We start from the raw sequence: 25633 nt of genomic DNA, 5'->3' as shown, positions 1-25633 counted from the left end.
GATTAGGCTGTCGAAGGTGACCGTCAAGCGGTTCCTCGCGGTGTCGGCGGAGTCCCAGCCTCCCGACCGGCCCTGGCACTGCATGCCGGCGCGCACCCGCCACTACGCGGCGCGGCTGTCGCAGCAACTGCGGATCCTGAAGGTCTCCGCGGTACTGGCCGCCGTCATCAGCGCGGGCTTCGGGGTACTGGAGATCTGGGCCGCCCCCAGCTACTGGTGGATCGGTGCGCTGAATCTGGTCGCCGCCGTCGCCTTCGTCTTCACCCCGCTGCTCTACCGCTACGGCGAGCTCGTCGCACCGCTGACGTTCGTGGGTATCGCCTACCTGACGACGTTCGTGGTGTGTTGGGTGGTCGGCACCGGGTCGGGCATCCAGTTCTACTTCCTGGCCGCGGCGTCGATCAGTGTGCTCATTCTGGGCGTGGACCGGATCAAGCTGGCCGCCGTCGTAGCAGGCGTCGGCGCCGCGTTGACGATCATCCTGCAATTCACGATTCCCACCTACAAACTGGACCAGCCGGGCTGGCTCCGCGACCTGTCGTTCGTGTTGGTGGTGGTCTCGGCGTGCTTCATGGTGGTGGCGACGGTCTGGTTCGCGCTGCGCGAGATCTCCCGCGCCGAAGCGGCGATGGAGGCCGAGTACGAGCGTTCGGAATCGCTGCTGGCCAATATCCTGCCGGCGGCCGTCGCCGACCGGTTGAAGAACCCGGCGGTCGACGTCATCGCCGACAGCTACCCCGATGCCTCGGTGCTGTTCGCCGATATCGCCGACTTCACCCGGCGGGCCAGTCAGACCGATCCGGGGCAGCTGGTCGAATTCCTCAACGAGCTCTACACCGGACTGGATCGGCTCGTCGAGCGGCACGGGCTGGAGAAGATCAAGACCAGCGGCGATTCATACATGGTGGTCAGCGGCGTCCCTGACCCGCGACCGGACCATCTGCACGCGCTGGCGCAGCTGGCCCTCGACATCGCCGAGACCATCGCGCAACTGCGCGATCCGCTGGGCCGGCCGGTATCGCTGCGCATCGGTCTGGCCGCCGGCCCGGTGGTTGCCGGCGTGGTCGGCAATCGCCGGTTCTTCTATGACGTGTGGGGCGACGCGGTGAACCTCGCCTCCCGGATGGAGTCGACCGGCGTACCGGACCGTATCCAGGTTCCGCACGATGTCCAGCAGCGCTTGAGCAGCGACTTCGTCTTCGAGGATCGCGGTGACGTCGAGGTCAAGGGCAAGGGTGTGGTGCACACCTGGTTCCTGGTCGGTGCGCGCCCATCCTCCTCCCCCGGCCCGGCGAGCCGGTCGCTGTCGGTCGCCCCCGCGCGCTGACCGGGTGACTCGCCCGGCTTCGGTAGGGTGCCGGACCAGGGTTGTCCCACAACGCAGAGGAGCGCAATGACGAGGCTTCTGGCCGTCTTCGGCTCGCTGGCCGGACTCGCCGTCACCCTCAACGGCTACCGTCCGTTGACCAAGCACGGTTATCCGTCGCTGTATTCGTTCGGTTTCGGCCTGTTCGCCTCGGAGCTTCCGCTGCAACTCTTGGCCGGGCAATCCGCCACGCTGGCAGCGGTGTCACGGTGGCTGTCGCCACCGGCGCGACGTTTCAGCTGGTTGGTGTCGGCGCTGTCGTGGCTGGGCCTGCTCGGGCTCAACCATCTCGGGCGCACCGCGAATCGGCCGCTGACCGCGGCGCTGGACGCCGAACTCGGTGCGGATCGGCGCACCGACGGCCGTGAGCTCTGGCAGAGTCCGGGCCCGAACGGCGAGGCCGCCAAAGCGCCCGGCCTGGTACGCATGCTGCGGGCCTACCGCGACTACGCCACCGACGCCGACATCGCCTACGGCGAATTCGGGGGCCGCAACACCCTCGACGTATGGCGGCATCGCGACCTGCCCCGCGACGGCCGCGCTCCGGTCCTGCTGCAGGTGCCCGGCGGTGCCTGGATGGTGGGAAGCAAACGCGGTCAGGCGCATCCGCTGATGAGCCACCTGGTCGAACGGGGCTGGGTATGCGTGTCGATCAACTACCGGCTCAGCCCCCGCTCGACGTGGCCGGACCACATCATCGATGTCAAACGGGCGCTGGCCTGGACCAAAGCCCACATCGCCGACTACGGCGGCGACCCGGACTGGGTCGCGGTCACCGGCGGCTCGGCGGGCGGTCACCTGTGCTCGCTGACCGCACTGACCGCGGGCGACCCGACGTTCCAGCCGGGCTTCACCAATGCCGACACCAGTGTGCGCGCGGCGGTTCCGTTCTACGGCGTCTACGACTTCACCGGCGACACCGACCTGCACCCGCTGCTGACACCGGCGCTCAGCGCTTATGTGTTCAAGCAGAGCCGGCGCCGATTCCCCGACACCTATCGCGCCGCGTCATCGATGACGTACATCTCGGCTGACGCGCCACCTTTTTTCGTGCTGCACGGCAGCAACGACTCGCTGGTCCCGGTCGAGCAGGCCCGCGCGTTCACCGCCCGGCTACGCGCTGTCAGCGCAAACCCCGTCGTCTATGCGGAATTGCCCCTGGCGCAGCACGCATTCGACATCTTCGGCTCGCCCCGGGCGGCGCACACCGCGGTCGCCGTCGAGCAGTTCCTCGCCGAGATCTACGCACGGGACACGGCACGGCAGTCAGGCTGAAACCGCCCACTGCCTCGGCCCATGTGCCAAACTCCGGGCATGGAAACGACGGCCGCTCCGAAGCTACTCCCGCATCTGTGGAAATCGACGCTGATCTCCGGTGTCCTGGCCCTGGTACTGGGCGTGTTGATCCTGGCTCGGCCGGGTAACTCGATCCTCGCTGCCGCGATCCTGCTCGGCATCTACCTGCTGATAACCGGTGTGGCACAGACGATTTTCGCGTTCAGCCTGCCGGTGATGTCGGTAGGCGGCCGGGTGCTGCTCTTCATCAGCGGGGCGGCGTCGCTGATCCTGGCCGTGCTGTGTTTCCGGCATTTCCATTCCGACGAAGAAGCGCTGGCGGTGCTGCTGCTGGCCATCTGGATCGCGATCGGCTTCATCTTCCGCGGGGTGGCCACCGCCGTTGCCGGTATCAGCGACCCCGAACTGCCCGGCCGCGGCTGGCAGATCTTCATGGGCGTGCTCAGCCTGCTGGCCGGGCTGGTGACGCTGGCGGCGCCGTTCACCTCGCTGTGGATCCTGGCGCTGGTCGTCGGCAGCTGGCTGATCGTCATCGGCATCGCCGAGATCATCGCCGCCATCGGCATCCGGCGGGCCGCCCGCAACGCCGCCACGGCGTTGTCGGGCCGCTAGCGGGGTGCCCGCCTGCTCCAAGGCCCGAACGGGCCGACGCGGGTACCCTGAGATCTGACCCTGCTGACACCTGTCGAATGCCCTGATGTGGAGCGCGAGCAATGCCCGAGTCTCAACCGTCCTGGCCTCCGGCCGGCGGTGGTTACCCCCCGCCGGCGTACCCGTACCCATATCCGGCGCCCGGGCACTACCCCGGCTACCCTCCGCCCGGCCAGACCAGCGCCCCCCGCAACGGTGCGGGCATCGCCGCCCTGGTGGTCGCCATCGCCGGCATCGTGACCGCGCTGTCGGTGATCGGCGGTGTGGTGCTGGGGATCGTGGCGGTGGTGCTCGGGTTCATCGGTCGCGGCCGCGCCAAACGCGGTGAAGCCGACAACGGCGGGGTCGCGATCTCCGGCATCGTGCTCGGCGCCCTGGCGGTCGTCGCCGGAATCGGCTGCATCTTCGTCTACGTCGGCATCTGGCGGACGGCCGGCGGCGGCGACTACGTGGACTGCATGACGAAAGCGGGTTCGGACGCGGCCGCCCAGCAGCAGTGCACCGACCGGTTCCGTGAGCATTTCGAGAACAAGTTCGGCACCGCCGAAGCCCCGATGGTGCAGGAGTCGTCGGACTCGGCACTGATGCCGGCCTAGCGGCGCCTGCACAGCCGGCGCAATCGCGGCAGACAGGCTCGTCAGCGCTTGGCGTTGGGGAAGTACATCAGCACGCCCTCCTGGGTGACGGTGGCGATCACCTGCCCGGATCGGTCGAAGAAGTGCCCGGTGCCCAGCCCCCGGGAGTCCGCGGCCACCGGTGACGACGTGGCGTACAGCACCCAGTCGTCGAACCGCACCGGCCGGTGGAACCACAGGGTGTGGTTGGCGCTGGCGGCAAAGATCCGGTCGAAACCCCACGACAGCCCATGGGTGGTGATGATCGAATCGAGCACCGTGGTGTCCGACGAGTACACCATCAGCGCGGTGTGCAGCACCGGATCCTCGGGCAGCACCCCGTCGGCCTTCATCCAGACCCGGTTATGGGCGAGCTGCCCGCCCTTGTCACGCATCACCCAGGCGGGATCGTTGGCATAGCGCCAGTCGATCGGGTGCGGCGCATTGACGAAGCCGGGCACAACCTCCTCGTAGCCCTCCAGAAGCTTCCGGACCCGGGGCAGGGTCTCCGGATCGGCGACCGCGGGCACTTCCGCGCCGTGCTCGAGCCCGCGACCACCGGCAAGATACGAGACCATTGCGGTGGCGATCAGGGTGTCACCCTGCAACGCGTCGACCCGGCGGTTGGCGAACCGCCGCTCGTCGCGCAGCCGGTGGACCCGGAACTCGATGTCGCGGGCCGGATCCCCGCCGTTGATGAAGTGGACCGACAGCGCGCCCGGCGGCAGGCGCTCCGAGACGGTTCGGCTCGCGGCCACGAACGATTGCGCCATCAGCTGTCCGCCGAAGGTGCGCAGCGGCGTCTTGCTCGGGTGCGATCCGGTGAACACGTCGGGTCCGGCGGCCTCGAGGTCCAAAACGGCCAACAGCTCCTGGAAGTCCGTGTTCGGCTCGGCCGGCACTAGACGTCGTCCTCCCCGATCCGGTGCACGTGGATCAGGTTGGTCGAACCGACGGTGCCCGGCGGGGCTCCCGCGACGACGATCACCAGGTCGCCGCGGTGATAGCGGCCCAGATCCAGCAGCGCCTTGTCGACCTGACGGATCATCCCATCGGTCGACTGCATCTGCGGGACGATGAATGTCTCAGTGCCCCAGGTCATTGCGAGTTGGCTACGGACCTCGGGAAGCGCGGTGAACGCCAGCAACGGCAGCGGGGTGTGCAGTCGGGCCAGCCGGCGAACGGTGTCACCGGATTGAGTGAACGCCACCAGTGCCTTGGCGTCGAGACGCTCGCCGATGTCGCGGGCCGCATACGAGATCACCCCGCGCTTGGTGCGCGGAATGTGCGACAACGGCGGTGCCGCAGTGGAATTCTCCTCCACCGCGCACACGATCCGGCTCATCGTCCGTACCGCCTCCAGGGCGTACTTGCCGACGGCCGTCTCACCGGACAGCATCACCGCGTCGGTGCCGTCGAGCACCGCATTGGCCACGTCGGACGCCTCGGCGCGGGTGGGCCGGAAATTCGAGATCATCGACTCCAGCATCTGGGTCGCGACGATGACCGGGCGGGCGTTCTCGCGCGCCACCTGAATGGCGCGCTTCTGCACCAACGGCACTTCCTCGAGTGCGAGCTCGACTCCCAGGTCACCGCGGGCCACCATCACCGCGTCGAACGCCAGCACCACGGCCTCGAGGTTCTCGATGGCCTCCGGCTTCTCCAGTTTGGCGATCACCGGGACGCGGCGACCGACCCGGTCCATCACCTCGTGCACCAGCTCAACATCCGACGGCGAGCGCACGAAGGACAGCGCCACCATGTCGACGCCGAGGTCCAGCGCGAATTCCAGGTCTTCGATGTCCTTCTCGGACAGCGCCGGAGCGGAGACGTTCATGCCGGGCAGCGATATGCCCTTGTGGTTGCTGACCGTGCCGCCCTCGGTGACGGTGCACACCACGTCTTCGCCGTCGATGTGTTCCACCACCAGGCCGACCTTGCCGTCGTCGACCAGGACACGGTCGCCGGGTGCCGCGTCGGCCGCGAGGTGTTTGTAGGTGGTGGACACCCGGTCATGGCCGCCCGGGCAGTCGGAAACCGTGATGCGGATGGTCTCGCCGTTGGCCCAGTAGGCGGAGCCGTCGGCGAAGCGTCCCAGCCGGATCTTGGGGCCCTGCAGGTCGGCCAGCACACCGACCGCCCGCCCGGTCGCATCCGAAGCGGTGCGCACCCATTCGTAAGAGGCTTGATGGTCTTTGTGGTCACCGTGGCTGAAGTTCAGCCGGGCCACATCCATGCCCGCGTCGACCAATGCTCGGACCATCTCCGCGGAGTGGGTCGCCGGACCGAGAGTACAGACGATTTTGCCGCGTCGATTCACGACCCAAGCATAGTCGGGCCGACTGGGCCGCTCCTCTCCGGAACGGTTGGCCTCGCCGAAAGCCGCGTGGTCAGCGGCCGTCTGGCGCGTCAGACCCCGTCGCGCAGCGGTCGGCCCTGCTTGTCGCGCACCCGCCCGGCGAACATCAGGATCGCATCGACGATGCCCCAGATCATCGGGACGCCGGCACCGATGCCCCACGTCGCCGCGGTGAAGAGCAGACAGCCCAGCAGCTGCGCGACTCCCAGCGCGGTCTGACCCAGATAGATGCGCCCGAATCCGAGGAAGCCGAACAAGCCCAGAAGCTGCAGCAGGGCTGCGATGACTTTCGACTTGTCGGAGTACGGCTGCCCGGTGACCGGATGGCGGCCGTGCGGCGCCCAGGCGTCGGGGTAGCCCGGATACGGGGGCGGATAGCCCGGCTGCTGCGGCTGCCAACCATCCGGCGGACCTGCCGGCGGCCACGACGGATCGGTCATGTCTTGCAGCATGCCAGAAAAACCGGTGGTGCCGGTCGGAGCGAAATCAGCGCTGGTCGGGCTCGTCGGCCTCGTCGGCCTCGGCGTCCTGCTCGGCTTCGTCGGCCTCGGCGGTGTCCTCGTCGCTGTCGTCGTCGACGCCGCCGTCGGACTCTTCGGTGTCTTCGACGACTTCGGCGTCGTCCGCCACGGATTCCTCGGTGGTCTCAGCCGTGTCCTCGTCGGCCTGGTCCACCGATTCGGCAACGACATCACCCTCGGCGACTTCGTCGTCACCCTCGGCGACATCGTCACCCTCGGCGTAGTCGGTGTCGTCGGCGCCGGCCTCTTCCGGCTCGGTTTCGGCTTCGCCGGCAAGCCGTTCCGGTATCCGGACCACGGATCCGACGCCGTTCGCCGCGCCGACCGCCACCAGCTCTTCTTCGGGTGCCGGCTCGGGTTCGGCCACCGCAGCCTGGTCCTCCGGTGCGCCGGATTCCCATGCGCGGCGGATGACCTCGGGATCCTCGCGGCCCTTGGTGGCGAGCAGGATGTAGACCACCGCCCCGATGAACACGAACGTCGACGTGAACGAGTTGACCCGGATCCCGGCGATGTGGGTGGCCGCGTCGTCGCGCAGCAGTTCGATGCCGAAGCGCCCGATGCAGTAACCGGCGACGTAGAGCGCGAACAGCCGGCCGTGACCCATGCGGAACCGCCGGTCGGCATAGATCAACACCGCGAATACGGCCAGATTCCAGAGTAATTCGTACAGGAACGTCGGTTGCACGATCTTGTACAGTTCGCCGGTCGACACACCGTCGAGCAGGTGCGGATCGCGTACCCCGGCGGCGTCCTCCCGCCAGAAGATCTCCAGGCCCCACGGCAAGGTCGTCTCCCGGCCGTAGAGTTCCTGGTTGAAGTAGTTGCCGAGCCGGCCGATCGCCTGCGCCAGCACGATGCCGGGCGCGACCGCGTCACCGAACGCCGGTAACGGGATCCCGCGACGTCGGCAGCCGATCCAGGCGCCGATCCCACCCAGCGCCACCGCACCCCAGATCCCCAGGCCGCCGTCCCAGATCCGCGGCGTCGCCTCCCAGCCGGCGCCGCCCTCACCGAAGTAGGTTCGCCAGTCGGTCATCAGGTGATACAGCCGCCCACCGATCAAGCCGAACGGCACGGCCCACAACGCGATGTCGTAGATGACTCCCGGCTCACCGCCCCGCGCCCGCCACCGGCGGTCACCGATCAGCAACGCGATGACGATGCCGATGATGATGCACAGGGCATAGGCGCGGATCGGTACCGGGCCCAGATGCCAGACACCGCGAGCCGGACTGGGAAAGTACGTCAGCCAGTTCAACGTCATGGCTGTGGAATCCTTTGCCGCACACCGGACGCCAGTTCCTCGGTCAGCGAGCGCAGCGCCTCCAAGCCATCGGCGAGTGCGGTGACCAGCGCTGAGCCGACGATGACACCGTCGGTATAGGTGCCGATCTCGGCGGCCTGCGCGCCGGAACGCACGCCCAGGCCCACCCCGACCGGAATGTCGGAGACCTCCCGGACCCGGCGCACCAGTTCCGGCGCCGCGTTCGACACCGTGTCGCGGGCACCGGTGACACCCATCGTCGACGCCGCGTAGACGAATCCGCTTGAGGCATGTGCGGTCTCGGCCAATCGCTGCGGTGTCGACGACGGCGCCACCAAAAAGATGCGATCCAGCTGATGCTGCTCGGATGCCGCCAGCCAGTCGTCGGCCTCATCGACGATCAGATCGGGCGTGATCAGCCCCAACCCCCCGGCCGAGGCGAGATCGCGGGCGAAGGCATCGACACCGTAGCGCAGCACCAGATTCCAATAGGTCATCACCACCGCACGGCCACCGGCACCAGCGATCGCCTCGACCGCGGTCAAGCTGTCGCGGACCCGGACGCCGCCCTGCAGGGCTACCTCGGTGGCCCGCGCGATGGTCGGGCCGTCCATGCCCGGATCGGAGTAGGGCACGCCGACTTCGACGAGGTCGCAACCCGATTCGACCAGCGTGGTCATGGCGGCGATAGAGCCCGGCACGTCCGGGTAGCCGGTGGGAAGGTAGCCGATCAGTGCGGCGCGACCCTCCTCGCGGCATGCGGCGAACAGCGGGGCCAGCCGGTCGCCGGTGTGATCGGTCATGCCTGGCCGCCATCGTCGTCGCCCAGCAGTCCGAACCACTTGCCCGCGGTTTCGACGTCCTTGTCGCCGCGTCCGGACAGGTTGACCACGATGACCTTGCCCGGGCCCAGCTCGGCGGCCAGCTTGAGCGCGCCGGCCACCGCGTGCGCTGATTCGATCGCCGGGATGATTCCCTCGGTGCGGCAGAGTATTCCGAACGCCTCCATCGCCTCGGCGTCGGTGATCGGCTGATACTCGGCGCGCCCCCTCTCCCGCAGCCAGGCGTGCTCCGGGCCGACGCCGGGATAGTCCAGACCCGCCGAGATCGAGTGCGACTCGATGGTCTGCCCGTCCTCGTCCTGCAGCAGGTAGGAGAACGAGCCCTGAAACGCCCCCGGCGAGCCACCGGAGAACGTCGCGGCGTGCCGACCGGTGGCCACGCCGTCACCGCCGGCTTCGTAGCCGATCAGCCGCACCGCGGGGTCGTCGATGAACGCATGGAAGATGCCGATGGCGTTCGACCCACCGCCGACGCAGGCCACCACGGCATCGGGCAGCCGGCCGGCCAGCTGCTGGATCTGAGTGCGGGCCTCCAGCCCGACGATCCGCTGGAAGTCGCGCACCATGGTCGGGAACGGGTGGGGCCCGGCCGCGGTCCCGAAGCAGTAATAGGTGCGATCGGCGTTGGTCACCCAGTCCCGAAACGCATCGTTGATGGCGTCCTTGAGCGTCTGCGAGCCCGATTCCACCGAGATCACCTCCGCGCCCAGCAGCCGCATCCGGGCCACGTTGAGCGCCTGGCGGCGGGTGTCGACGGCTCCCATGTAGATCACGCACTCCAGGCCCAGCAGGGCGCAGGCGGTGGCGGTGGCCACCCCGTGCTGACCGGCGCCGGTCTCGGCGATCACCCGGGTCTTGCCCATCCGCCGCGCCAGCAGGGCCTGGCCCAGCACGTTGTTGATCTTGTGCGAGCCGGTGTGGTTCAGGTCCTCGCGCTTCAGGAAGATGCGGGCACCGCCGGCGTGGGCGGTCAGGCGCTGCGCCTCATACAGCGGCGAGGGCCGGCCGGTGTAGTGCGTCTGCAGGTTGTCGAGGGTGTCGAGGAACTCCCGGTCATTGCGCACCTTGTCGTAGGCCGCGGTGACCTCTTCGATGACCGCCATCAACGCCTCGGCGACGTAGCGGCCGCCGTAGGCGCCGAAGTGCCCGCGGGCGTCCGGGTCGTGCCGGCTGGGTTCGGCGACTCCGGCGCTGGCACGCGGAAGGTTCGGGTGCGCGGTATCCGACATTTAGCGGGCGGGCTTCGGGCAGGACGGATGCTTACCCGCACTGACCAAATCGGCAACGGCCGCCCGCGGGTCGCCGCTGGTGACCAGTCCCTCGCCGACGAGGACGGCGTCCGCGCCGGCACCGGCATAGGCCAGCAGGTCCGCGGTGCCGCGCACGCCGGACTCGGCGATCTTGACCACCTCGGTCGGCAGGCCCGGCGCGATCCGTGCGAAGCAGTCCCGGTCGACCTTCAGGGTGTGCAAGTCGCGGGCGTTGACCCCGATCACCTTGGCGCCGGCGGTCAGGGCCCGGTCGGCCTCTTCCTCGGTGTGCACCTCCACCAGGGCGGTCATCCCGAGCGACTCGGTGCGGTCGAGCATCGAGACCAGGGCCTGCTGCTCGAGCGCCGCCACGATCAGCAACAGCATGTCCGCGCCGTGCGCACGAGCTTCGTGAATCTGGTAGGGCCGCACGATGAAGTCCTTGCGCAGCACCGGAACCGACACCGCGGCACGCACCGCGTCGAGGTCGGCGAGCGAGCCGTTGAAGCGGCGCTCCTCGGTCAGCACGCTGATAGCGCGGGCTCCGCCCTCGGCGTAGGCGCAGGCGAGTTCGGCCGGATCGGCGATCGGGGCCAGTTGCCCCTTGGACGGGCTGGCGCGTTTGACCTCGGCGATGACCGCGATGCCGGGCTCTCGCAGGGCCGCCATGACGTCGCGCGGCGCGGGCATGGCCTCGGCTGCCGCCTTGACTTCCGCCAGGCTGACGACGGCCTCCCGGGCGGCAACGTCGGCGCAGACTCCCTCGATGATGGAGTCGAGCACGGTTGCCGAACTCATGTCTGCCAGTTCCTCTCCCGCTTGGCTCCCCTTGTCCGGGACCTCCCTCGAAGGGTAACGACCGTCACCGTCACCGGTGTCACCGGCCCTCGGCCGCCGGCCCGGGTGGCGGTTCTGTGGGGTCGGAACCCTCGTCGAGCGCGTCCCACATCATCCGTTCCGACATCTCCGGGGCGTCAGCGGCGGCGTCGACGCCGCGCGCCACCGCCCGCCGCGCCGCCGGCGTCTGGTATTTGGCGTTGTCGTTGGTGCGGTGCGCGGCGGCCCGCATCAGCAACGCCGCAGCGGCCAGCACACCCAGCGCTGCCAGCAGGCTCAACACCGCCCCGGTGAGGCGGCGGTCGGCCGCCAGCAGCGATGTCAGCGGGATCTCGGCGATGTCAAGGGCGCGGAGCGCGACGTCGCGCACCACCCACATGCTGACGGCCAGATAACCGGCCGCCAGGCTCACCGCGGCCATCAACACGGCCAGCACCCGCAATTTCCAGCCCCGCACCGCCACCGCGGCAACCGCGGCGGCCAGGCACAGCAGCGCCAACGGCACCAGCGCCGTCGACCACGACGCGCCGCTGACCGTGACGTCCTTGGGTTGTCCCAGCCCGTCGGAGGAGCGGATCAGCACCCACGGCAGCCGGGAGGCGCCCCACAACCCGCCGGCGGCCAGCACCAGCAGCAGTTGCGCCATCCGCAGCGCCCGCGCGCCACCGCGGGCCCGATCCTCAGTCATCGCTGCCCGGCGCCGTCAGCGTTTCGGCGGCCGCGATCGCAGCCAGCACCGCGCGGGCCTTGTTGGAGGCCTCGGTGTACTCGTAGGGGCCGTTGGAGTCGGCCACCACGCCGCCGCCGGCCTGCACGTAGGCGGTACCGCCGGCCAGCAGGGCGGTGCGGATCGCGATCGCGAAGTCGGCGTTGCCAGCGAAGTCGAGATAGCCGACGACGCCGCCGTACAGCCCGCGGCGGGTCTTCTCGACCTCCTCGATCAACTCCATGGCGCGCACCTTGGGCGCCCCGGACAGCGTGCCGGCCGGGAAGCAGGCGGTCACCGCGTCCAGTGCGGTGCGGTCCGGCGCGAGCAGCCCGCTGACCGTGGAGACCAGGTGCATGACGTGGCTGTAGCGCTCGATGTGGCTGTAGTCGGACACCCGCACCGTGCCCGGGACGCATACCCGCCCCAGGTCGTTGCGACCGAGGTCCACCAGCATCAGGTGCTCGGCGCGCTCCTTCTCGTCGTTCAACAGGTCCTTCTCCAGGAGCTGGTCTTCCTCCTCGGTCGCACCGCGCCAGCGGGTCCCGGCGATCGGGTGGGTGGTGGCGCGGCCGTCCTGGACCGTCACCAGCGCCTCAGGACTGGAGCCCACGATCGAAAAAGCCACTCCCCCAACATCGTCGGGCACCTGCAGCAGATACATGTACGGGCTCGGATTGGACACCCGCAGCATCCGGTAGACGTCGATGGGATCTACGTCGGTGTCCATCTCGAAACGTTGCGAGGGCACCACCTGAAACGCCTCACCGGCCTCGATCTCACCGACCAGCCGCTCGACGATGGTGCCGTACTCCTCGGGGGTGCGCTGGCGCCGGTAGACCGGCTCGGGCCGGTCGAACGTGGCGACACTGGACTCCAGCGGCTGACTCAGCGCCGCGGTCATCACATCGAGCCGTGCGATCGCGTCGTCGTAGGCTTCGTCGACCCGCTCGCCGGTGCCGTTCCAGTTGACCGCATTCGCGATCAGCGTGATGGTGCCCTCGTGGTGGTCGACCGCGGCCATGTCGGTGGCCAGTAGCAACAGCATGTCGGGCAGTTGCAGGTCATCGACGGCCAGCTCCGGAAGACGTTCCAGCCGGCGCACCATGTCGTAGGCGAAAAAGCCCACCAGGCCACTCGACAGCGGCGGCAGCCCGGGAATGGCGGCGGTTTCCAGCAGTGCCAGCGTCTCGCGCAGCGCCTGCAGCGGGTCGCCGCCGGTGGGGGCGTCCTGCGGCACCGGACCCAACCACACCGCTTCGCCGTCCCGAACCGTCAGCGCCGACGACGTCCCGGCGCCGATGAACGACCACCGCGACCAGGACCGGCCGTTCTCGGCCGATTCCAGCAGGAAGGTGCCGGGCCGGTTCGCGGCCAGCTTGCGGTAGGCCGACAGCGGCGTCTCGGCATCGGCCAGCACCTTGCGGAGCACGGGGACCACGCGGTGCTCGGCGGCCAGCGCCCGAAAGTCCGCCCGGGAGGTGACGTCGGCGCTGCAGGGGGTGTGCACGCGCCCATCTTCCCAGACCCCACCCGTGCGGCCGGGAGTAGCCTGGCGGCCATGAACACTGGCGACACCGTGGCCGACTTCGAGCTCCCCGACCAGACCGGAACACCGCGGCGACTCAGTGCGCTGCTGGCCGACGGGCCGGTGGTGCTGTTCTTCTACCCGGCGGCGATGACTCCGGGCTGCACCAAGGAGGCCTGCCACTTCCGGGATCTGGCCGGCGAGTTCGCCGCGGTGGGGGCACAACGGGTGGGCATCAGCGCCGACGCGGTGGCCAAGCAGGCCAAGTTCGCCGATCAGCAGGGATTCGACTACCCGCTGCTGTCCGACACCGACGGCACGGTGGCCGCCCGGTTCGGCGTCAAGCGCGGGCTGCTGGGCAAGCTGCTGCCGGTGAAGCGGACCACGTTCGTCATCGACACCGATCGCACGGTGCTGGGCGTGATCGCCAGCGAGTTCGCCATGGATGTCCACGCCGACAAGGCGCTGGAGCTGCTGCGGGCGCGTTCCTCCGCCTAGATCGCCAGGCCGGCCCGGCGGGTCGGGGACGTCTACTCGTCGGTCGCCGGGTCGTTGTCGCCGGCGGTGTCGTTGTCGCCGGCTTGTTCGGCTTCGGGTGCTTCGCCGGACGCGGCCGCCGGGACGGCTTCGGCGGCCCGCAGGTTGTCGCCGACGGCGGTGTCGATCCAGTTGCGGATCTCGGTGAGGTGGGTGACGATCCCGGAACGTTCCCGAACCAGCAGATCCACTTCGGCCTGGGTGCGCTCGGTGAGCAGTTTGGCCTCACGTTTGGTGGTGGCGATCAGCGTGGACGCCTCCAGCCGGGCCTCCTTGTCGAGCTTGGCGATGTTCGCCTCGGCCTGCTCCCAGGCTGCCTGCATCTTCTGGTCCAGCCGGTGCTGGGCTTCGCGGCGGTTGCGCTCGTCTTCTTCCCAGGCCAGCTTGATCTGCTGGTCGAGGGATTCCTGCGCCGCCCGGCGGTTGCGCTCGTCTTCCTCGGCCAGCCGCTGGTAGACCTCGCGTCGACTGCGCTCGGCTTCTTCGATCTCCTGTGCGATGCGGTTGCGCTCCTCGTGCGCGATCCGCAGGATCTCCTCTGCCTCCTGGGTCGCGGCATCGAGGATCTTCGCCCGGCGCGCGTTGGTGGAAGCCTGAAATTCGGCCAGCGCCTCGCTGGCGGCGGCACGGTCCTGGCTGGCGGCCTCCAACTGCTCGCGCAGCTGTCCGGTCAGCGACTCGGCGTCCTGTTGGGCCAATTCCTTGGTGCGGCGCGCTTCCTCGGAGGCGATGCGCATCATCCGCGCGATCCGGTCCGACATGCCCTCCACCGAGTTGACCGGACCGGTGACCTGCTCGAACTGGCTTTGCAGTTGCGCCAGTTCGCCGGTGAGACGTTGCCGCTCGGAGTCGGCCTCAGCGGTCAGCCGCACGATGTCGTTCTGCAGCCGCGTGACCTCGGCGCTGAGTTGCTCCTGGTCGAATCGAGTTTGCGACTTGGCGGCTTCGAGGGACTTGTTGCGGTCCTGCAGAATGTCGATTTCGCGGTGGAGGCGAGCGATGTAGTCGGCTACTTCATTGCGATCGAAACCTCGCATCTGCGTTTCGAATTCCGGAATCTCCAGCGCCACCGGCGTTACTCCTAGGTACCTGTCAGGTTCGGTTCTCGGTTCGACAGCCAAGCCGCGTGCAACTCCAGTTGGCTTGCGCGCGAAGCTAAATGGGCATGCCCACTGAACGCACCGTGCGACGGAGCGTATCAGACCTCGCAGAGTGTGTCACCGGTCTCATCGGCAGCAGACTTGGGCTTGAGTGCGGACGGCTTTCGCCAAATGAGGACTCTTTTTCCCGTCCGGAGAATTCGCCGTTTGGTCAAGCCGATGAATGTCGCTCGCCGTTGTCGCCGACCGCGGTGTCGATCCAGTTCCTGATCGCGTTGAGGTGCGTGAGGATGTCGGCACGCTCTCGTCCCAGCAGCTCCACCGCCGTCCGGGCGCGATCGCTGAGCGCTTTGGCCTCGCGCCGGGCGGTGGCGATCAGTGTCGAGGCCTCCAGCCGGGCTTCCTTGTCGAGCCTGGCGATACTGGCCTCGGTCTGTTCCCATGCGGCCTGCATCTTCTGGTCCAGCCGCCGCCGCGCCTCCCGCCGGTTGTGCTCGTCTTCCTCCCAGGCCAGCTTGACCTGCTCGTCGAGGGCCTCCTGCGCCGCCCGGCGGTTGCGCTCGTCCTCCTCGGCCAGCCGCTGGTAGACCTCCCGGCGGCTGCGCTCGGCGGCCTCGATCTCCTGTGTGATCTGGGCGCGTTCCCGGTGCGCGAGCCGCAGGATCTCCTCGGCTTCGGCGGTTGCGACCTCCAGGATCTTTGCCCGCCGGGAGTTGGCGGAAGCCTGCAGCTCAGCCAATGCCTCGCCGGCGGCAGCACGGTCAAGCCTGGCGGCCTCGACTTGCTCACGAAGTTCCGCGGTCAGCGCCTCGGCGTCCTGTTGGGCCAGCTCCTTGGTGCGCCGCGCTTCCTCGGAGGCCAGCCGCATCATCCGCGAGATGCGATCCGACATGCCTGCCACCGAGTCGACCGGAGCGCTGACCTGATCGGACTGGCTGTGCAGTCGCCGCAGTTCCGCGGTGAGTTCTTGACGTTCGGCCTCGGCATCGGCGGTCATCCGCACAATGTGGTGCTGAAGCCGTTTCACCTCGGCGGCGAGTTGTTCACGGTCAAATCGGGCCTGCGCTTTGACGGCGTCGAGCGATTTGGTGTTCTCCTGCAAAATTCCGATTTCATGATGGAGCCGGGCAATGTAATTGGAGACCTCATTGCGATCGAACCCGCGTAGCTGCGTTTCGAATTCCGGAATGGCTGGCACCACCGGTTCAACTCCTCCCGACAGGATTTGCCCTCGGCTCGACAGCATCGGGCGTTTGGCCGATTATTCGCCGAAAAAGGGCAGCTCAACGGGCATAGTCAAGCCGCCGTGCGAGGTGAGCGTAGCAGACGATCGCTGGGCGTCGGCCGAAATTTACGATAGCGAAAAAATAGGGTCAGTGTGGACGATTTTCGCGAAACCAGGATTCCCTGGGCGGGGGCGCCGGTTCCCGGCTGACCGGAACGGCGTCGTTAACCGGATTTGCGTCGTTAACTTCGGGCCGGCGATTCACTTGAAACGTCGTGCGCTCTATCTGGTGGACGATTTTCGCCCGCGCATCGATGAGTTCGGCCAGGCGCTGCTGGGCGTCGGCCACGTGGCTGTTGATGGCCTGATTCATCTCGGTCAGGATCGCCGACGCGTGGTTCTCGGCTTCTCGCATGATCTCGGCGGCGCTCATCACGGCCTGTCGGCGCAGGTGGGCGGCCTGGGTGCGCAACTGCTTGTGCTGGGTCTCCAGCTCGGCCCGCAACTCGGCGGCCTCTCGGCGTTGCGCCTCGGCGTCTTGGAGGATCGCGGCCGCCTCGTTCTCGGCGGCGCCGCGCACCTCGTCGGCGAAGCGCTGAGCCTCAGCACGAATATCATCGGCCTCGGCGACCGCGCCGTTGAGAATTCCGGACAGTCGTTCACTTAATCCGACGATATCGCCGGGGATTTCCGACGCCAACTCGTTGAAACGCGCCGACGTCGACTCCAGGTTCGCCTGCGACTCGCTCAACTGATTCGTCAGCGCGACGATCCGCGACCCGTCGCGCGGCATGTGCGCCTCGATGTCGCTGACCGTCCCCTCGGCGTAGTGAGCGTCGATCTGCAGCGAGAGCCGCTCCAGCTCCAGACCTCTGGGCCGGTGCTGGTGTTCCAACCGGTACCAGTCGTCAGACTCGTCGGAGTTCACAGTCGGCCAGCATACCGCCCGGCCGCCGCGGGTGAATCAATCTGCGGGACCGAGCAACACGTCGGCATCGAAGCAACTGCGGTCTCCGGTGTGACAAGCGCCGCCGGTCTGATCGACCTCCAGCAGCACCGTGTCACCGTCGCAGTCCAGCCGCACCGCATGCACGTACTGGGTGTGCCCGGAAGTGGCGCCCTTGACCCACTGCTGGTTGCGGGACCGCGAAAAATACGTCGCCTCACGGGTTGCCAGGGTGCGGGCCAGCGCGGCGTCGTCCATCCAGGCGACCATCAGCACCTCGCCGCTGCCCCGCTGCTGTGCCACTGCAGCGATCAATCCCTCCGCATTGCGCTTGAGCCGGGCCGCGATCGCCGGATCCAAACGGCTTTCGCTCATCGCACCACGATTCCTTCGGCCGCCATCGCGGCCTTGACCTGCCCGATGGTCAGCTCCCGGAAGTGAAACACGCTGGCCGCCAGCACCGCATCGGCGCCGGCGGCGACCGCCGGCGCGAAATGCTCGGCCGCGCCGGCACCCCCGCTGGCGATCACCGGCACGCTCACCGCCGCGCGCACCGCGCGCAACATCGGCAGATCGAACCCCGCCTTGGTGCCGTCGGCGTCCATCGAGTTCAGCAGGATCTCACCGACCCCGAGCTCCACACCGCGCACCGCCCACTCGACCGCATCGATCCCGGTGCCGCGCCGACCGCCGTGGGTGGTGACCTCCCACCCGGACGGAGTGGGCGCCGATCCGGCCGGAACCGTGCGGGCGTCGACCGACAACACGATGCACTGCGAGCCGAAGTGGCGGGCCAGCTCGGCCAGCAGCTCCGGGCGGGCGATGGCGGCGGTGTTCACCGACACCTTGTCCGCGCCGGCCCGCAGCAGCACGTCGACGTCGGCCACGGTGCGCACCCCGCCGCCGACGGTCAGCGGGATGAACACCTGGTCGGCGGTGCGGGCGACCACCTCGAGCATGGTGGCCCGGCCCGACGACGACGCCGTGACGTCGAGGAAGGTCAGTTCGTCGGCGCCCTCGGCGTCGTAGGCCGCCGCCAGCTCGACCGGATCGCCGGCATCGCGCAGGTTCGCGAAGTTCACACCCTTGACGACCCTGCCGTCGTCAACGTCCAGGCACGGGATGACCCGCACCGCGACGTCGCTGTGCTGCTGCATGTCAGTAGTCCTCCGGTGCGCCGGCGGCGGAAAGGATGTCGAGGATCTCGGTATGCACCCCCGGTGCGGCCGCCAGCGCCGAGCGCGACTGCGCCGTCCAGGGCGCACCGTTCAGGTCGGTGACGATGCCGCCGGCGGCGCGCACCAGGGCGACGCCGGCGGCGTGGTCCCAGATGTGGTCGCCGAAACTGATCGCGCCGCCGAGGGTACCGTCGGCGACATAGGCCAGGTCGATTCCGGTGGCGCCGTGCATCCGCGGCCGCGATGTCACCCGGCTCAGGCCGGTCAACACCTCGAGCCGATAGCGGCCCGGGAAGCGCCCACGCCAGTCGACGTTGAACGTGCCGACGCCGACCAACGAGTCCGACAGCGCCGCCGGACCCAGCCTCGGCTGCGCCTCCCCGTTGCGCAACAGGGGGCCACCTGCCACGGCGGTATAGCGCTGGTCGGTGAACGGCAGCCAGGTCAGCCCGGCGACCGGTTCGCCGTCGCGCAACAGACCCAGCAGGATCGCGGCCATCGGCGATCCGGCGGCGTAGTTGAACGTGCCGTCGATCGGGTCCAGCACCCATACCAGCGGCGAGTCGATCGGTGGGCCGCCGAATTCTTCGCCGTGCACGCCGATTCCGGTCGCCGACACCAGCCCGTCGGTGATCTGACGCTCCAGGGCGAGGTCGACCTCGGTGGCGAAGTCGTTACCCCCCTTGCGAACTGCCGAGCCGGCCCGGTGGCCGTCGAGGAACGGCTGCGCCGCGACATCCAGGATTCTCGACGCCTCGATGACCAGGGCGTCCAGTTCTGCGGTGTCCAGCGCCACGCGCGGTCCTAACCCCGTACCGCGGCCAGCGCCTCGGGCAGCGTGAACCGCCCGGCGTAGAGCGCTTTGCCCACGATCGCGCCCTCGACGCCGCGGTCCACCAACGTGGCGATGGCGCGCAGGTCATCGAGACTGGACACTCCCCCGGATGCGATCACCGGTGCGTCGGTGCGGGCGGCGACTTCGCCGAGCAGTTCCAGGTTGGGGCCGCCCAGCGTGCCGTCCTTGGTCACATCGGTGACGACGTAGCGCGAACAGCCTTCACGGTCAAGGCGTTCCAGTACCGGCCAGAGGTCACCGCCGTCGGTCTCCCAGCCGCGGCCCCGCAGCCGGTGCGCGCCGTCGGGATGGCCGGGCTCGATCTGCACGTCCAGCCCGACCGCGACCTTCTCGCCGTGCTCGGCGATGGCGCGAGCGCACCACTGCGGGTTCTCCAGCGCCGCGGTGCCCAGGTTCACCCGGGCGCAGCCGGTGGCCAGCGCTGCCGTCAGCGACTCGTCGTCCCGGATGCCACCGGACAGTTCGACCTTGACGTCAAGGCGGCCGACCACATCGGCGAGCAGCTCCCGGTTCGAACCGCGCCCGAAGGCGGCGTCCAGGTCGACCAGGTGAATCCATTCCGCACCGTCACGCTGCCAGCCCAGCGCGGCGTCCAGCGCCGAGCCGTACTCGGTCTCGCTGCCGGCTTTGCCCTGCACCAGCCGCACCGCACGGCCGTCGACGACGTCGACGGCCGGCAGCAGAATCAGCGCGTTGTTCACAGACGTACTCACAGTGCCTCCACCCAGTTGCTCAGCAGTCTCGCCCCGGCATCCCCACTCTTCTCGGGGTGAAACTGGGTGGCGGCCAACGGCCCGTCCTCGACAGCCGCCAGGAACGGTACCTGATGGGTTGCCCGGGTCACCAAAGCCTCCCGACGGCCCTGCCAGTGTTGGGCGGCATAGGAGTGCACGAAGTAGAACCGGGTGTCGGCATCCATACCGGCGAACAGCGTGCTGCCGGGTGCGGCGTCGACAACGTTCCAGCCCATGTGCGGGATCACCGGGGCGTCCAGCCGGCTGACCACGCCCGGCCACTGGCCGCAGCCGGCCGTCTCGACGCCGAACTCCACGCCGCGGGCGAACAGGATCTGCATTCCGACGCATACGCCCAGCACCGGACGACCGGCAGCCACCCGTTCGGCGATGATCTTCTCGCCGTGCACCTGGCGCAGCCCGGCCATGCAGGCCGCGAACGCCCCGACGCCCGGGACCACCAGACCGTCCGCGGCGGCCGCCGCGGCGGCATCCGCCGTGACCTCGACCGCCGCGCCGGCGCGCTGCAGGGCACGCTGGGCCGAGCGCAGGTTGCCCGAGCCGTAGTCCAGGATCACCACCGCGGGTTCGGCGGTCACAGAGCACCTTTGGTGGACGGCACGCCGGTCACCCGCGGGTCGGGCTCTACCGCCTGCCGCAGCGCGCGGGCGACCGCCTTGTACTGGGCCTCGGTGATGTGGTGCGGATCGCGCCCGTAGAGCACCCGGACGTGCAGCGCGATGCGCGCATTGGAGGCCAGCGTCTCGAACACATGCCGGTTGATCACGGTGTGGTACGGCGCCTGCGTACCCGCAATCGTGGTGTGCACCAGGTGGTCGGGCTCGCCGGTGTGCACGCAGTAGGGCCGCCCGGACACATCGACGGCGGCGTGCGCCAGCGTCTCGTCCATCGGGATGAACGCGTCACCGAACCGGCGGATCCCTCTCTTGTCGCCGAGCGCCTGGCCGAGGGCCTGGCCGAGCACGATCGCGGTGTCCTCCACGGTGTGGTGCGCCTCGATCTCGATGTCGCCCTTGGCGCGCACCGTCAAATCGAAGCTGGCGTGGCTGCCCAGCGCGGTCAGCATGTGGTCGTAGAACGGCACCCCGGTGTCGATGTCGACGACTCCGGTGCCGTCCAGATCGAGTTCCACCACGATGTCGGATTCGCGGGTGGTGCGGGTTATCCGGGCGCGGCGGCTGCCGGTCATGAGGCTCCTAATGTTTGGGCGAGTTCGGTGGCCGCCAGGCGTTGGCTGGCGGCCAGCAGCGCGTCGTTCTCCTCCGGCAATCCGGTGGTGACGCGCAGGTATCCGGCGATGCCGACGTCGCGGATGAGGATGCCGGCATCCAGGTAGCGCTGCCATGTTGCGGGCGCGTCGGCGAATTCGCCGAACAACACGAAGTTGGCGTCGCTGGGAATGACCCGAAAGCCCATGGCGGCCAGTGCCGCCGAGACACGTTCGCGCTCGGCGATGAGCTGCGCGACGCTGCCCAGCGTGTCGTCGGCATGCCGCAGCGCGGCGCGGGCGGCGGCCTGGGTCACCACCGACAGGTGATAGGGCAACCGCACCAGCAGCATCGCCTCGATCACCGCCGGGGCGGCGATCAGGTAGCCGAGCCGGCCGCCGGCGAACGCGAAGGCCTTGCTCATGGTGCGGGTGACGATCAGCTTCGCCGGATAGTCACCGATCAGCCCGATCGCGCTGGGCTGTGACGAGAACTCCCCGTAGGCCTCGTCCACGATCACGATTCCCGGTGCCGCGTCGAGCAGCCTGCGCAGCTCATCGAACGAAATGCTCTGCCCGGACGGGTTGTTCGGGCTTGCGACGAACACCACGTCGGGCCTGCTGTCGGTGATCGCGGTGACCGCGACGGCAACGTCCAAACCGAAGTCCTCGGCCCGGTTCGCAGCCAGCCACCGGGTCTGGGTGCCGTCGGAGATGATCGGGTGCATCGAATACGACGGGACGAATCCGATTGCGCTGCGGCCGGGGCCGCCGAATGCCTGCAACAGTTGCTGCAGGATCTCGTTGGAGCCGTTGGCCGCCCAGACGTTCTCCGGACCGACCTCGACGCCGGTCTGGGTGCTCAGATAACCGGCCAAATCGGTGCGCAGCGCTACCGCGTCACGGTCGGGATAGCGGTGCAGATCGGCCGCGGCCTGCCGTACCGAGGCCGCGACGTCGTCGATCAGCGCCGCACTGGGCGGGTGCGGATTCTCGTTGGTGTTCAGCCGCACCGGCACCTCGAGTTGCGGTGCGCCGTAGGGCGACTTGCCGCGTAGATCATCGCGCAGCGGCAGGTCGGCCAGTGTGATCTCGCCTCCGGGCCGGGTCACTGCTCGAACCTCCGCCGGACCGCCTCGCCGTGCGAGGGCAGATCCTCGGCGTTGGCCAGCGCGATCACGTGTCCGCTGACATCTTTGAGCGCGGCCTCGGTGTAGTCCACCACGTGGACACCGCGCAGGAAGGTCTGCACCGACAACCCGCTGGAGTGCCGCGCACTTCCCGCCGTCGGCAGCACGTGGTTGGAGCCTGCGCAGTAGTCACCGAGGCTGACCGGGGCGTACGGGCCGACGAAAATAGCTCCGGCCGAACGGATCCGGGCGGCCACCGCGGCGGCGTCGGCGGTCTGGATCTCCAGGTGCTCGGCGGCGTAGGTGTTGACAACCCGGATACCGGCGTCCAGGTCGTCGACCAGCACGATCGCTGATTGGCGTCCCGTCAGCGCGGTGACGACCCGCTGGCGGTGCACCGTGGTCTGCAGTTGCGCGGCCACTTCACGGTCGGTCGCGTCGGCCAGTTGCGGACTGGTGGTGACCAGCACGCTGGCGGCCAGCTCGTCGTGCTCGGCCTGGCTGATCAGGTCCGCGGCCAGATGCGCCGGGTTGGCGGTGTGGTCGGCCAGGATCGCGATCTCGGTGGGGCCGGCTTCGGCGTCGATACCGACCTGCGAACGGCACAGCCGCTTGGCGGCGGTCACGTAGATGTTGCCGGGACCGGTGATCATGTCGACCGGGGCCAGCTCGGCCCGATCGGTGTCGGTGCCGCCATAGGCCAGCAGCGCCACCGCCTGCGCGCCACCGACCGCCCAGACCTCGGCCACGCCGAGCAGGCGGGCCGCGGCCAGGATCGTCGGGTGCGGAAGACCGGCAAACGCCGGCTGCGGCGGGCTGGCGATCACCAGCGAGTCCACCCCCGCGGTCTGGGCCGGCACCACGTTCATCACCACACTGGACGGGTAGACGGCGTTGCCGCCCGGCACGTACAACCCGACGCGCTCGACCGGAATCCAGCGTTCGGTGACCGTGGCGCCCGGCGCCAGCGTGGTGGTGGTGTCGGTGCGCCGCTGGTCGGCGTGCACCGCGCGGGCGCGGCTGATCGCCACCTCCAGGGCGGCCTGCACCGCCGGGTCCAACCCGGTCAGCGCGGCCTCCAGCGCCGTTTCGGGCACCCGGATCGCGGGCGGGCGCACACGATCGAAGGATTCGCCGAACTCCAGCGCCGCGGCCGAGCCGCGTTCCGCGACCGCCTCGACGATCGGGCGCACCTGGGGCAACACCGCCTCGACGTCGACACCGCCGCGTGGCAGGGCGGCCCGCAGCGAAGCTGCCGACAGGTTCGCGCCACGCAAATCGACGCGTGACATCAGCGGTGTGGTCACGCCGACCATTGTCCCAGAACAGCTCAAGTGGATTTCGCCCCGTCGGTCGACGGCGGTTGAAGCCGCTCCGGGGCGGTCGACAACCCGGCTAGGGTGGACGGCACATGTGAGCTCAGGAACGGAGTCGCCGGTTGTCCGCCAACGATCACCCCAAAAGCATTCCCGGGGTTCCCTACATCTTCCCGGACTGGTTGGACTACCTGCAGCGCACGATCGAAAGCCCGGTGGTCAAGCGCTTCCACCTCCCCACCTTCGCCGTGATCGAGCATCGGGGGCGCAAGTCCGGCAACCCGTACCGGACCGTGGTGCGCGCGTTCTGCAAAGGGCCGGTGCTGGCGGTGCTGCTCGGTCACGGTAAGGCCGACTGGGTCAAGAACGTGCTGGCCGCCGGCGAGGCCGACGTGCAGCTGTTCCGGCGCGCCGTCCACATCACCAACCCGCGGATCGTGCCCGTCGGCGGCGATACCCACGGCCTGCCGCTGATCGCGCGGGTAGGCGCGCGGTGGGTGGGGATACTGGTTGCAGACATCACCTGAAGCACCCACGAGGAACGGAGTCCGTATGGCTGTCGACAACAGTGCCGGTGACGCGTCCAAGCTGCCGGTGGTATTCCCGCAGTGGCTGGACCGACTGCAGATCAAATACATGAACCCGGTGGTCAAACCGCTCGCGAAATACCTGCCCGGAACCTCGGTGATCAAACATCGGGGACGCAAATCCGGCAAGCCCTACGAGACGGTGGTGACGACCTACCGCAAGGGAAATGTGCTGGCGATCGCACTGGGCCACGGCAAGGCCGACTGGGTCAAGAACGTGCTGGCCGCCGGCGAGGCCGACGTGCGGTTGTTCCGCAGCGAAGTGCATCTGACCAACCCGCGGATCCTGCCGGCCGGTACCGCCGATGCGTCGTTGCCGTGGGCGGTGCGGCTGCAAAACCGCAAGGTGGCGGTGCTGGTCACCGACATCGCCTGAGGGCGTCCACCTAACCGCTCCGCGGAGAGAAGCTACATGTCCAGGCCGATGTCGAGCACCCGGACCGAGTGGGTGAGCGCACCCACGGCCAGATAGTCGACACCGGTGGCGGCGTAGGCGGCCGCACTGTCCAGGGTCAGTCCGCCGGATGACTCCAGCAGCACCCCGGGCGCCCGGGAGTCGCGGCGCTGCACCGCGGTCTGGGTCTGCCACACCGGGAAGTTGTCCAACAGCACCAGCTCGGGCCCCTCGGCGAGCACTTCATCGAACTGTTCCAGTGAATCGACCTCGACCTCACAGGCCACGTCGGGGGCGGCGGCGCGGACCGCCCGTAGCGCCGCGGCCACCGAGCCCGCCGCGGCGACATGGTTGTCCTTGATCAGCGCGGCATCTCCGAGCCCCATCCGGTGATTCACTCCGCCACCGACGCGCACCGCGTACTTCTGCAGCACCCGCAGGCCCGGCAGCGTCTTACGGGTGTCGCGGACCTGCGCCGACGTGCCGTCCACGGCGTCCACCCAGGCCGCGGTGGCCGTGGCGATCCCGGACAGGTGACAGATCAGGTTGAGCATGGTGCGTTCGGCGGTCAGCAGCCCGCGGGTGTCGGCCTGCAGGCTCAGCACCACCGCGCCGGGCTGCAGCCGGGCGCCGTCGGCCACCCGGTCGCGCACCCGGTAGGCCTCGCGCCCGAGTACTTCGTCGAGCACCAGCAGCGCGACGTCAACCCCGGCGATCACACCGGCGGCCCGGGTCACCAGCGCGGCCTCGGTCACCGCATCGGCCGGCACCGTCGCGACGGTGGTGACGTCGGGGCCGTACCGCAAATCCTCGTCCAGGGCCCGGGCGATGATGAGGCGGGCCTCGTCGAGTTCGGTCTGGGACAGCGGCTGCGAAAGTGTCACAGCGCCACCGGCTCCTCGAGCACCACGGCGCCGTCACGCAGTCGGACCGTGGTGCTGCGGGCCTGGCCGGCGTCGGGGCCGGCGTACTCGGCACGATGGTGACAGCCGCGGCTCTCGGTGCGCGCCAACGCGGCCTCGGCGACCACCCGGGCCACCAGCGTCAGCGCGGCGTCCTCGCAACCCTTGCGATCAACGGCGGCCCGCTCCTCGGCGTCCGACAGCAACTCGGCGAGCCGCCGCAGTCCGTCGGCGTCGCGGACCACCGACGCATCGCCAGACAT

The 25633-nt window shown here is 69.0% G+C and carries 29 protein-coding genes and 1 pseudogene; 8 read left to right on the top strand and 22 right to left on the bottom strand.

Annotation, left to right across the window (positions count from 1 at the left end; genetic code table 11):
* Window positions 1-16: 16 nt before the first annotated feature.
* The 4 genes from DQP56_RS10525 to DQP56_RS10510 all read left to right on the top strand — a co-directional run bounded on the left by DQP56_RS10525 (window position 17) and on the right by DQP56_RS10510 (window position 3909).
* Window positions 17-1327, top strand: a complete 1311-nt coding sequence (locus DQP56_RS10525) for an adenylate/guanylate cyclase domain-containing protein (protein WP_234825602.1) — start codon at window positions 17-19, stop codon at window positions 1325-1327.
* Between the two features lie 66 nt (window positions 1328-1393).
* On the top strand, window positions 1394-2641 hold the full coding sequence (locus DQP56_RS10520) for an alpha/beta hydrolase (RefSeq protein ID WP_112685158.1): 1248 nt from the start codon (window positions 1394-1396) through the stop codon (window positions 2639-2641).
* Between the two features lie 21 nt (window positions 2642-2662).
* A complete protein-coding gene (locus DQP56_RS10515) occupies window positions 2663-3274 on the top strand; it encodes an HdeD family acid-resistance protein (protein ID WP_435673847.1) in 612 nt (203 codons plus the stop codon).
* Between the two features lie 101 nt (window positions 3275-3375).
* Window positions 3376-3909, top strand: a complete 534-nt coding sequence (locus DQP56_RS10510) for a DUF4190 domain-containing protein (protein WP_112685154.1) — start codon at window positions 3376-3378, stop codon at window positions 3907-3909.
* 41 nt (window positions 3910-3950) lie between these two features.
* Here the strand turns inward: DQP56_RS10510 and DQP56_RS10505 are convergent, their stop codons facing one another.
* The 9 genes from DQP56_RS10505 to DQP56_RS10465 form a co-directional block, all read right to left on the bottom strand.
* Entirely contained in the window at window positions 3951-4829 is an 879-nt protein-coding gene (locus DQP56_RS10505; protein ID WP_112685152.1) for an acyl-CoA thioesterase II, read from the bottom strand.
* Window positions 4829-6247, bottom strand: a complete 1419-nt coding sequence (gene pyk / locus DQP56_RS10500) for a pyruvate kinase (protein WP_112685150.1) — start codon at window positions 6245-6247, stop codon at window positions 4829-4831. Before pyk ends, DQP56_RS10505 begins: the two co-directional genes overlap by 1 nt.
* Before the next feature lie 89 nt (window positions 6248-6336).
* Window positions 6337-6738: an NINE protein gene (locus DQP56_RS10495; RefSeq protein WP_112685148.1), complete on the bottom strand. Its 402-nt coding sequence runs from the start codon at window positions 6736-6738 to the stop codon at window positions 6337-6339.
* A gap of 34 nt (window positions 6739-6772) precedes the next feature.
* Window positions 6773-8074 carry a prolipoprotein diacylglyceryl transferase gene (gene lgt / locus DQP56_RS10490; RefSeq protein ID WP_112685146.1) on the bottom strand — a complete coding sequence of 434 codons (1302 nt, stop codon included), beginning with the start codon at window positions 8072-8074 and terminating at the stop codon, window positions 6773-6775.
* Window positions 8071-8877, bottom strand: coding sequence for a tryptophan synthase subunit alpha (trpA, locus tag DQP56_RS10485; RefSeq protein ID WP_112685144.1), 807 nt, complete (start codon window positions 8875-8877; stop codon window positions 8071-8073). The genes lgt and trpA overlap by 4 nt, the downstream gene beginning before the upstream one ends.
* A complete protein-coding gene (gene trpB / locus DQP56_RS10480) occupies window positions 8874-10145 on the bottom strand; it encodes a tryptophan synthase subunit beta (RefSeq protein WP_112685142.1) in 1272 nt (423 codons plus the stop codon). Before trpB ends, trpA begins: the two co-directional genes overlap by 4 nt.
* Window positions 10146-10964, bottom strand: a complete 819-nt coding sequence (trpC, locus tag DQP56_RS10475; protein WP_112685140.1) for an indole-3-glycerol phosphate synthase TrpC — start codon at window positions 10962-10964, stop codon at window positions 10146-10148.
* Window positions 10965-11043: 79 nt separating this feature from the next.
* The gene (locus tag DQP56_RS10470) at window positions 11044-11691 is read right to left on the bottom strand and encodes a TIGR02234 family membrane protein (RefSeq protein ID WP_112685138.1); all 648 of its coding nucleotides are present in this window, start codon (window positions 11689-11691) and stop codon (window positions 11044-11046) included.
* Complete coding sequence (locus DQP56_RS10465; protein ID WP_112685136.1) at window positions 11684-13219, bottom strand: anthranilate synthase component I; 1536 nt, start codon at window positions 13217-13219, stop codon at window positions 11684-11686. The genes DQP56_RS10470 and DQP56_RS10465 overlap by 8 nt, the downstream gene beginning before the upstream one ends.
* A gap of 51 nt (window positions 13220-13270) precedes the next feature.
* Here DQP56_RS10465 and DQP56_RS10460 point away from each other — a divergent pair, with 51 nt between their 5' ends.
* Entirely contained in the window at window positions 13271-13735 is a 465-nt protein-coding gene (locus DQP56_RS10460; RefSeq protein WP_112685134.1) for a peroxiredoxin, read from the top strand.
* Between the two features lie 32 nt (window positions 13736-13767).
* On the opposite strand, the gene DQP56_RS10455 is transcribed toward DQP56_RS10460, so the two are convergent.
* Together DQP56_RS10455 and DQP56_RS10450 are read right to left on the bottom strand one after the other, a co-directional pair.
* Window positions 13768-14844: a coiled-coil domain-containing protein gene (locus DQP56_RS10455; RefSeq protein WP_112685132.1), complete on the bottom strand. Its 1077-nt coding sequence runs from the start codon at window positions 14842-14844 to the stop codon at window positions 13768-13770.
* Between the two features lie 241 nt (window positions 14845-15085).
* Window positions 15086-15871: a hypothetical protein gene (locus DQP56_RS10450; protein WP_234825601.1), complete on the bottom strand. Its 786-nt coding sequence runs from the start codon at window positions 15869-15871 to the stop codon at window positions 15086-15088.
* On the opposite strand from DQP56_RS10450, the gene DQP56_RS25240 reads away from it, so the two are divergent.
* Window positions 15842-16042 (top strand): hypothetical protein, encoded by a 201-nt coding sequence (locus DQP56_RS25240; protein ID WP_234825600.1) that lies wholly within the window; start codon window positions 15842-15844, stop codon window positions 16040-16042. The genes DQP56_RS10450 and DQP56_RS25240 overlap by 30 nt on opposite strands.
* Before the next feature lie 205 nt (window positions 16043-16247).
* On the opposite strand, the gene DQP56_RS10445 is transcribed toward DQP56_RS25240, so the two are convergent.
* From DQP56_RS10445 to hisD, 9 genes are read right to left on the bottom strand one after another with little or no spacing between them, the layout of a single operon-like run.
* Window positions 16248-17027, bottom strand: a complete 780-nt coding sequence (locus DQP56_RS10445; RefSeq protein ID WP_112685128.1) for a M protein — start codon at window positions 17025-17027, stop codon at window positions 16248-16250.
* Between the two features lie 36 nt (window positions 17028-17063).
* A complete protein-coding gene (gene hisI, locus DQP56_RS10440; RefSeq protein ID WP_112685126.1) occupies window positions 17064-17420 on the bottom strand; it encodes a phosphoribosyl-AMP cyclohydrolase in 357 nt (118 codons plus the stop codon).
* Entirely contained in the window at window positions 17417-18202 is a 786-nt protein-coding gene (gene hisF / locus DQP56_RS10435) for an imidazole glycerol phosphate synthase subunit HisF (protein WP_112685124.1), read from the bottom strand. The genes hisI and hisF overlap by 4 nt, the downstream gene beginning before the upstream one ends.
* A gap of 1 nt (window position 18203) precedes the next feature.
* Entirely contained in the window at window positions 18204-19019 is an 816-nt protein-coding gene (locus DQP56_RS10430) for an inositol monophosphatase family protein (protein WP_112685122.1), read from the bottom strand.
* 8 nt (window positions 19020-19027) lie between these two features.
* Window positions 19028-19768: a bifunctional 1-(5-phosphoribosyl)-5-((5-phosphoribosylamino)methylideneamino)imidazole-4-carboxamide isomerase/phosphoribosylanthranilate isomerase PriA gene (gene priA, locus DQP56_RS10425; protein WP_112685185.1), complete on the bottom strand. Its 741-nt coding sequence runs from the start codon at window positions 19766-19768 to the stop codon at window positions 19028-19030.
* 20 nt (window positions 19769-19788) lie between these two features.
* Window positions 19789-20412, bottom strand: coding sequence for an imidazole glycerol phosphate synthase subunit HisH (gene hisH, locus DQP56_RS10420; protein WP_165824970.1), 624 nt, complete (start codon window positions 20410-20412; stop codon window positions 19789-19791).
* Window positions 20409-21023 (bottom strand): imidazoleglycerol-phosphate dehydratase HisB, encoded by a 615-nt coding sequence (gene hisB / locus DQP56_RS10415; protein WP_112685120.1) that lies wholly within the window; start codon window positions 21021-21023, stop codon window positions 20409-20411. The genes hisH and hisB overlap by 4 nt, the downstream gene beginning before the upstream one ends.
* Window positions 21020-22153: a histidinol-phosphate transaminase gene (locus tag DQP56_RS10410; RefSeq protein WP_112685118.1), complete on the bottom strand. Its 1134-nt coding sequence runs from the start codon at window positions 22151-22153 to the stop codon at window positions 21020-21022. The genes hisB and DQP56_RS10410 overlap by 4 nt, the downstream gene beginning before the upstream one ends.
* Window positions 22150-23487: a histidinol dehydrogenase gene (hisD, locus tag DQP56_RS10405; protein ID WP_112685116.1), complete on the bottom strand. Its 1338-nt coding sequence runs from the start codon at window positions 23485-23487 to the stop codon at window positions 22150-22152. The genes DQP56_RS10410 and hisD overlap by 4 nt, the downstream gene beginning before the upstream one ends.
* A 122-nt stretch (window positions 23488-23609) precedes the next feature.
* Here hisD and DQP56_RS10400 point away from each other — a divergent pair, with 122 nt between their 5' ends.
* Window positions 23610-24014 carry a nitroreductase family deazaflavin-dependent oxidoreductase gene (locus tag DQP56_RS10400; RefSeq protein WP_112685114.1) on the top strand — a complete coding sequence of 135 codons (405 nt, stop codon included), beginning with the start codon at window positions 23610-23612 and terminating at the stop codon, window positions 24012-24014.
* Between the two features lie 25 nt (window positions 24015-24039).
* Complete coding sequence (locus DQP56_RS10395; RefSeq protein WP_112685112.1) at window positions 24040-24450, top strand: nitroreductase family deazaflavin-dependent oxidoreductase; 411 nt, start codon at window positions 24040-24042, stop codon at window positions 24448-24450.
* Between the two features lie 32 nt (window positions 24451-24482).
* Here the strand turns inward: DQP56_RS10395 and nadC are convergent, their stop codons facing one another.
* Both nadC and DQP56_RS10385 read right to left on the bottom strand, forming a co-directional pair.
* Window positions 24483-25352: a carboxylating nicotinate-nucleotide diphosphorylase gene (gene nadC, locus DQP56_RS10390; RefSeq protein ID WP_112685110.1), complete on the bottom strand. Its 870-nt coding sequence runs from the start codon at window positions 25350-25352 to the stop codon at window positions 24483-24485.
* Window positions 25349-25633 (bottom strand): annotated as a pseudogene (locus DQP56_RS10385) (L-aspartate oxidase); the annotation flags it as partial. The pseudogene DQP56_RS10385 and the gene nadC, both read right to left, overlap by 4 nt.

This window comes from Mycolicibacter senuensis, from assembly GCF_003284925.1.
GTDB classification, from domain to species: Bacteria; Actinomycetota; Actinomycetes; order Mycobacteriales; family Mycobacteriaceae; genus Mycobacterium; species Mycobacterium algericum_A.
The sequence above is the reverse complement of the archived record's forward strand: the minus strand, read 5'-3'. Positions and strand labels throughout refer to the sequence as shown.